Source organism: Parafannyhessea sp. (assembly GCF_051876455.1).
GTDB lineage: Bacteria > Actinomycetota > Coriobacteriia > Coriobacteriales > Atopobiaceae > Parafannyhessea.
This window is the reverse complement of the sequence record NZ_JBJEHW010000079.1, coordinates 11,334-17,740: the sequence shown is the minus strand read 5'-3', so window position 1 is coordinate 17,740 and position 6,407 is coordinate 11,334. Positions and strand designations below refer to the sequence as shown.

At 63.3% G+C, this 6,407-nt stretch carries 7 protein-coding genes and 1 tRNA gene; 6 read left to right on the top strand and 2 right to left on the bottom strand.

Annotated elements, in window-relative coordinates:
* Window positions 1-104 precede the first annotated feature (104 nt).
* A complete protein-coding gene (locus ACI38Z_RS03725; RefSeq protein WP_439788842.1) occupies window positions 105-968 on the bottom strand; it encodes a DeoR/GlpR family DNA-binding transcription regulator in 864 nt (287 codons plus the stop codon).
* Between the two features lie 312 nt (window positions 969-1,280).
* Between ACI38Z_RS03725 and ACI38Z_RS03720 the strand changes: the two genes are divergently transcribed.
* The 5 genes from ACI38Z_RS03720 (at window position 1,281) to ACI38Z_RS03700 (ending at window position 5,599) form a co-directional block, all read left to right on the top strand.
* Window positions 1,281-1,736, top strand: coding sequence for a PTS sugar transporter subunit IIA (locus ACI38Z_RS03720; RefSeq protein ID WP_439788841.1), 456 nt, complete (start codon window positions 1,281-1,283; stop codon window positions 1,734-1,736).
* A 70-nt stretch (window positions 1,737-1,806) separates the two neighbouring features.
* On the top strand, window positions 1,807-3,237 hold the full coding sequence (locus ACI38Z_RS03715; RefSeq protein ID WP_439788840.1) for a PTS ascorbate transporter subunit IIC: 1,431 nt from the start codon (window positions 1,807-1,809) through the stop codon (window positions 3,235-3,237).
* 203 nt (window positions 3,238-3,440) lie between these two features.
* Window positions 3,441-3,722 (top strand): PTS sugar transporter subunit IIB, encoded by a 282-nt coding sequence (locus tag ACI38Z_RS03710; protein ID WP_439788838.1) that lies wholly within the window; start codon window positions 3,441-3,443, stop codon window positions 3,720-3,722.
* A gap of 63 nt (window positions 3,723-3,785) precedes the next feature.
* Window positions 3,786-4,640, top strand: coding sequence for a transketolase (locus ACI38Z_RS03705; protein ID WP_439788837.1), 855 nt, complete (start codon window positions 3,786-3,788; stop codon window positions 4,638-4,640).
* Complete coding sequence (locus tag ACI38Z_RS03700; protein WP_439788836.1) at window positions 4,640-5,599, top strand: transketolase family protein; 960 nt, start codon at window positions 4,640-4,642, stop codon at window positions 5,597-5,599. Before ACI38Z_RS03705 ends, ACI38Z_RS03700 begins: the two co-directional genes overlap by 1 nt.
* A gap of 159 nt (window positions 5,600-5,758) precedes the next feature.
* On the opposite strand, the gene ACI38Z_RS03695 is transcribed toward ACI38Z_RS03700, so the two are convergent.
* Window positions 5,759-5,848: transfer RNA gene (locus ACI38Z_RS03695), tRNA-Ser, on the bottom strand.
* 119 nt (window positions 5,849-5,967) lie between these two features.
* Here ACI38Z_RS03695 and tadA point away from each other — a divergent pair.
* Window positions 5,968-6,407: tRNA adenosine(34) deaminase TadA (gene tadA / locus ACI38Z_RS03690; RefSeq protein ID WP_439788843.1), on the top strand; the 440-nt coding region annotated here is incomplete at its 3' end.

The window sequence follows — 6,407 nt, the reverse complement described above, 5'->3', positions numbered from 1 at the left end:
CCAATAATGGACGGGGGTACCGCACCGCATCGCGCGGGCGGCGCCCCCGTCTTTCGCTTGGCTTGAACGTGGCCGGGCGGGACAGCCGACCTTGGGTCGTGACGTCAGAGCGTGCGATAGGTGGGAATGCCCAGCCGACGCAGCTTGTCCAGCACCACGGGATCCTGCGTGTCCGTGATGACCGCAGAGAAGTCGTTGAGCGACGCGAAGCGGAACATGCCCTTCTCCTCGAACTTCTGCGAGTCCGCGAGCAGGAACTTGTACGAGGCGTTGTGGATGACGCGCTCCTTGACGGAGCCGCTGTCGATGTTGTTGGACGTGACGGCCGCGTTGTCCAGGTCAACGCCGCTTGCGCCGATGAACGCCTTCGAGAAGAGCAGCGGCTCCAGCAGGCTGATCGTCGTGTCCCCAACAAAGCCGTTGAGCTGCACGTTGAGGTAGCCGCCCGTGCCGAGCGCGGTGACGTGGTCCAGGTTCGAGAGCTTCTGCAGCACCTCGATCATGTTGGTCGTGACGATGACCTGCTTGTCGCCCCTCGCGATGAAGTCCGCGAGGAACGAGTTCGTGCGCGAGATGTCGAGGAAGATGGAGTCGCCACTGTGGATCTCGAGGTAGGCGCGCTGTGCGACCGCGATGCGGCCAAGGTCCTCGTGGTCGGTAGGCGCCGGCGAGGGGGAGGGGCCGCTCTTCTCGCCCGTGGTATGGGAGCCTGGCGCGGCGGGGGCTCCAGATTGGTCTGGTCCCTGCGAGGCTGAAGGCGAGGAATCTGCGGAATCGGCATCGGATGCGGGAATGCTCGTGGCGCCGCCGTAGACGCGGATGCACTTGCCTTCCTTCGCGAGTGCCTGCAGGTCCTTGCGTATGCTGTCCGGCCCTACGCCAAAGCGCTCTGCGAGCTTATCGACCTCCACCCTTCCGTAGAGGTCGAGAAGCTCGAGAATCTCTGTCCTGCGCTCTCGGCGAAACACCAGTTCGCCCTGCCCTTCCGTGTGGTGAGTCGTGGGTCGTTAACGTTGAAACCCGTCAAGGATATGCCAGGAAAATGTCAACCTTGCGGGTGGCTTCGTAAGCAACACACCATTATTGTTCCCCGAAGCTTAAGGGGGTGGCAAGAACAATCTGGAATAAGTTGGAAATTTCTGGAAGATAGTTCTTGCAAAGTTGGAAAAATCGGGAATAGAATGTGTTCGTTCTAAGAAACGTGCAGGGTAAGGTTTGAAGAATCAAATGTGAAGAAGTACGACCTTCACACCTTGTCCACGCCAACACGAGGAGCTCACATGGCGCTAACAATGAAGGACATGCTCAAGCGCGAGAACGTCCAGATCGTGGAGTCCTGCAAGGACTGGAAGGACGCCGTGCACGTCGCCGTGCAGCCGCTCGTGGATGGGGGCTACGTCAAGCCCGAGTACATCGACGGCATCATCGAGAACGCCGAGAAGCTGGGTCCCTACTTCGTGCTCGTTCCGGACCTCGCACTGCTGCACGCCCGCCCCGAGCAGGGCGCGATCAAGAAGCAGCTCGCCGTCACCGTCCTGCGCAAGGGCGTCGAGTTCAAGAAGGGCGAGCCCTGCCGCGTGCTCGTCACGCTCGCGGCGGAGGACTCCGACTCCCACATCGACGTCATGAGGATTCTCGCCAACATGTTCGCGGACCCCGCGAACATCGAGAAGGTCGCGACTGCCGAGACGGCAGACGACGTTTACAGCCTGTTCGTCAACTTCCCGTCTGACTAGCGGAGCGGCAAGGAAGTTGCGGTTGGGAAATAGCGGTACGCAAGTAATGGTTCTCGAATAAGGGGGAAACATGGCAGTACTCGACTTTATTGTCAACATTCTGTCGACGCCGGCTATCCTGGTCGGCCTCCTCGCCCTTCTCGGCCTTGTCCTCCAGGGCAAGCCGGTGGAGGACGTTCTGAAGGGCACGATCAAGACGATCGTGGGCTTCCTCGTTCTGTCCGCAGGCTCTGCGTTCCTGCAGTCCGACTCCCTGCTCGCCTTTGGCCAGGTGTTCAACTACGCCTTCAACATGCAGGGCGTCGTCCCCAACAATGAGGCAGTCGTCGCCGACGCACTCAAGAACTTCGGTTCTGACTCCGCTATCGTCATGGCGATCGGCATGGTCCTCAACATCGTCCTCGCCCGCTTCTCCCGCATGCCGTACATCTTCCTGACCGGCCACCACACCCTGTACATGGCCTGCATGCTGACCGTCATCCTCGGCGGCGCCGGCGGACTCACCGGTCCCGCGCTGTGGCTCGCCGCTGGCTGCATCCTCGGCTTCATCATGGTCGTCTCTCCTGCGTACTGCCAGGTGACCTATAGGAAGGTCACGGGTGGGGACGCCATCGCCCTCGGCCACTTTGGCGGCATCGGCTACTGGTTCGCAGGCCAGGTCGGCAAGCTCTTCGCCAAGGATCCCAACCGCAAGAGCACCGAGGAGGTCAACTTCTCCAAGCGCCTCATCTTCCTGCGTGACACCACCGTCTCCATCGGCATCACCATGTTCTTCCTGTTCTTCATCGTGACCGCCGTCGCCGTCGCCCGTGGCATCCTCAACGTCGACCCGACCAAGGATGCGTACTCCTACCTCGGCGTCCTGCTCAACTACAACCAGGAGACCACCACTAACTGGGTCGTTTGGTGCATCACCTCTGGCCTGAGCTTCTCCGGTGGCGTCTACATCATCCTTTCCGGCGTCCGCCTGATCATCGGCGAGATCGTCCCCGCCTTCAAGGGCATCGCCGACAAGCTCGTCCCCGGCGCCAAGCCCGCCCTGGACTGCCCTGTCGCCTTCACCTATGCTCCTAACGCCGTCATCATCGGCTTCATCTCCTCGTTCGTCGGCGGCATCGTCGGCCTGGCCATCCTCGTCGGCGTCAACGCGGCCTTCCCCGTCGCCCTCATCCTCCCGGGCGTCGTGCCCCACTTCTTCTGCGGCGCTACCGCAGGCGTCTTCGGCAACGCCGAGGGTGGCCTCAAGGGCTGCATCGCTGGTGCCTTTGCACACGGCCTGCTGATCACCTTCCTGCCCGCCATCTGCATGCCGGTCTTCACGGCACTCGGCTACACCGGCACGACCTTCTCCGACGCCGACTTCTCGTGGCTGGGCATCGTGTTCGGCAACCTGGTGCACGTCGCCAGTGGCGGACTCCTCGTCGCGATCTGCGTCGTGATCTACCTGATCCCGATCATCTACAACTTCGTGGCTCCCAAGAAGGAGGCCGCAAAGGCGTAGGCTTTGCACCTGCCACGGTAGTCTCTAGCTGCTAGGCTTCGGGGCCGGGGACCGATGGTTCCCGGCCCCGTGTCTAGTTGTGTGGTCTGTTACGAGCCTTGGACGGTAGCCGCCTCAGAGCAAGGGCCACGTGGGTACCATTACAAGAGAAATGCGCCTGCCGCCATTGGGGCGCCGGGCTTCTCGAAAAAGGAGAATGCAAGATGGCTATTCGTAAGATCCTGTGCTGCTGCGGTTCCGGTCTTGGCTCCAGCCTCATCGTTCACATGAACACCGAGGAGGTCTGCAAGAAGCTCGGCCACCCCGAGATCGAGGTCGACCACTCCACCATCTCGGACATCCACGAGGGCGCGGCTGACCTCTTCGTCGTCGGCGGCGACCTGGCGGACTTCGTCAACAACGTCCCTGACGACAAGAAGATCGTCCTCAAGAACATCCTCGACAAGAACGAGCTCGAGGAGAAGCTGAAGGCTCACCTGGGATAGCACCTATTGGCCAGGCACCCGCGGCCTGGCCACTTTTTTATCGCGATTACCCAAAGGAGAAAGATGGAAGAGAAGCAGTACAAGGACATCAAGCTCCTTGCCGCCAAGGTCCGCCGCGACGTCGTGGCGATGCTGCAGCACCGTGGCTACGGCCACGTGGGCGGCTCGCTCTCGCTCGTCGAGGCCTATGCGGTCCTCTACGGCAAGCAAATGAAGTACGACCCCAAGAACCCCAAGTGGGAGGAGCGCGACCGCATCGTCCTCTCCAAGGGCCATGCAGGCCCCGTCGCCTACTCGACGCTGGCCGAGGTCGGCTTCTTCCCGACGGACTGGCTGTTCACCCTCAACGACGGCGGCACCAGGCTGCCGTCCCACACCGACCGCCTCAAGACGCCGGGCATCGACGCCACCACGGGCTCGCTCGGCCAGGGTACGTCAGAGGCCGTGGGCATCGCCCTCGCGCTGCAGAAGAAGAAGTCCGACTCCTACACCTACCTCTTCGTGGGTGACGGCGAGCTGAACGAGGGCCAGTGCTGGGAGTCCTTCCAGTTTGCCGCGGCGCACGGGCTCAGCAACCTCATCGTGTTCATCGACGACAACAAGCGTCAGCTCGATGGCTGGACCAAGGACGTCATGAACCCATTCGACATCGCCGCGAAGATGCGCGCCTTCGGCTTCAACACCCAGAAGGTCGACGGCCAGGACATCGAGGCCGTCGACGCCGCGATAACCGAGGCCAAGTGCAACAAGAAGTCGGCCAACTGCATCGTGCTCGACACCGTGAAGGGCGCGGGCATCCCGTACTTCGAGCAGGCCGAGTCCAACCACTCCATGAAGTGGAACAACGACGAGATCAACAAGGCGACCGACGAGGCGATCAAGGAGCTCAACGAGAAGATCGAGAGGGGTGAGGCGTAATGTTCAAGCTGGCTGACGACTTTGGTGCCCCGGGCACCCCGTACCGCGACGCCTTCAACAACACCCTCATCGACGTGATGAAGGAGAACGACAAGGTCTACATGCTCGAGGCCGACCTCGGCGGCGCCTCCGGCACCCTCAAGATCCAGAAGGAGATGCCGGACCGCTTCGTGGAGATGGGCATCTCGGAGCAGGACATGATGGGCACAGCCGCGGGCATGAGCTCCGAGGGCCTCGTCCCCTTCGTCCACACCTTCGGCCCCTTCGCAACGCGCCGAGCCTTCGACCAGGTCTACCTGTCCGGCGGCTACGCGCACAACACGATCAACATCTGGGGCTCCGACCCCGGCTTCACGGTGGGCGCAAACGGCGGCACCCATACCACGTGGGAGGACATGGCGCTCATGCGCACCATCCCCGGCGCCGTGGTGTGCGATGCGGCCGACTCCGTGCAGATGGCCTGGATCGTCCGCGAGTTTGCCAAGACCCCCGGCATCAACTACGTGCGCGCGGGCCGCAAGGCGTCGTTCAACGTGTACGCCGAGGGCTCCACGTTCGAGCTCGGCCGCGGCAACGTCATCAAGCAGGGCACGGACGTCCTCATCGTGTCGCAGGGCCAGCTCCTCAAGGACGCGATGGAGGCAGCAAAGTCCCTGGATGCCCAGGGCCACTCGACCGAGGTCATCGACATGTTCTGCGTCAAGCCGCTCGACGTGGACCTGCTGCTGAGCGAGGCCAAGGGCAAGAAGGCAGTCGTGACCTTCGAGAACCACGGCGTCATCGGCGGCCTGGGCGACGCCTGCGCATCCGCCCTCATGGAGGCGGGCGTCTCCGTGCCGTTCAAGCGTCACGGCGTGACCGAGCGCTTCGGCCAGGTGGGCACCATGGACTGGCTGCAGAAGGAGTTCAAGCTGACCGCAGCGGACCTGGAGCAGACCGTCAAGGCGCTTCTCGCCTAGGCGTCTTTCACAAGGCTTCCCCGGCGGGGGAGAAGAACGCGAATGGGGCGCTCGCGGCCGTGTGCCGTGGGCGCCCCCATGCGTGGCCCGGCACGTTCGACCCACTCGCGCCGAGCCAAAAAAGAAGCCCGACAGCCAGGCTGCCGGGCGCATGCGCAATGGCGGAGGGAGAGGGATTCGAACCCTCGGTACGGGAACCCGCACGGCGGTTTTCAAGACCGCTGCATTCAACCACTCTGCCATCCCTCCGTGGCCAAGTGGATATATCCTAGCGAATAAGGGTTGCAAACGGTAGCGAGGACGTGCGGGGGAGGCGGCATTTGGCAGAGCGGGCGGACGCGGCCGCAAGGACGCAGGACGAGAAGTACATGGCCATCGCGCTCGAGGAGGCAGCGCGGGCCGCGGCGGAGGACGAGGTGCCGATTGGCGCCGTCGTCGTGTGCGACGGCGAGGTCGTCGCACACGCCCACAACCGCCGCGAGCTGGACGAGGACCCGTCCGCGCACGCGGAGTTCAAGGCCATGGTGGACGCCTCGCGCCGCCTGGGCCGCTGGCGGCTCACGGGCTGCACGGTGTACGTGACGCTGGAGCCCTGCCTCATGTGCGCGGGGCTCATGGTGAACGCGCGCGTGGACCGCTGCGTCTACGGCGCGCCGGACCCCAAGGGCGGCGCCCTGGGCACGCTGTACGACGTGAGCCACGACCCCCGGCTCAACCACGAGTTCGAGGTGACCTCGGGTGTGCTGCGGGACGAGTGCGCGGACGTGCTGCGCACGTTCTTCCGGGCAAAGCGTGCCGCAAGGAAGCG

Excerpts from the sequence above, each read along its gene's own strand:
- ACI38Z_RS03720 (WP_439788841.1), top strand. The coding sequence starts at position 1,281 with ATGGCGCTAACAATGAAGGACATGCTCAAGCGCGAGAACGTCCAGATC.
- ACI38Z_RS03715 (WP_439788840.1), top strand. The coding sequence starts at position 1,807 with ATGGCAGTACTCGACTTTATTGTCAACATTCTGTCGACGCCGGCTATC.
- ACI38Z_RS03710 (WP_439788838.1), top strand. The coding sequence starts at position 3,441 with ATGGCTATTCGTAAGATCCTGTGCTGCTGCGGTTCCGGTCTTGGCTCC.
- ACI38Z_RS03705 (WP_439788837.1), top strand. The coding sequence starts at position 3,786 with ATGGAAGAGAAGCAGTACAAGGACATCAAGCTCCTTGCCGCCAAGGTC.
- ACI38Z_RS03700 (WP_439788836.1), top strand. The coding sequence starts at position 4,640 with ATGTTCAAGCTGGCTGACGACTTTGGTGCCCCGGGCACCCCGTACCGC.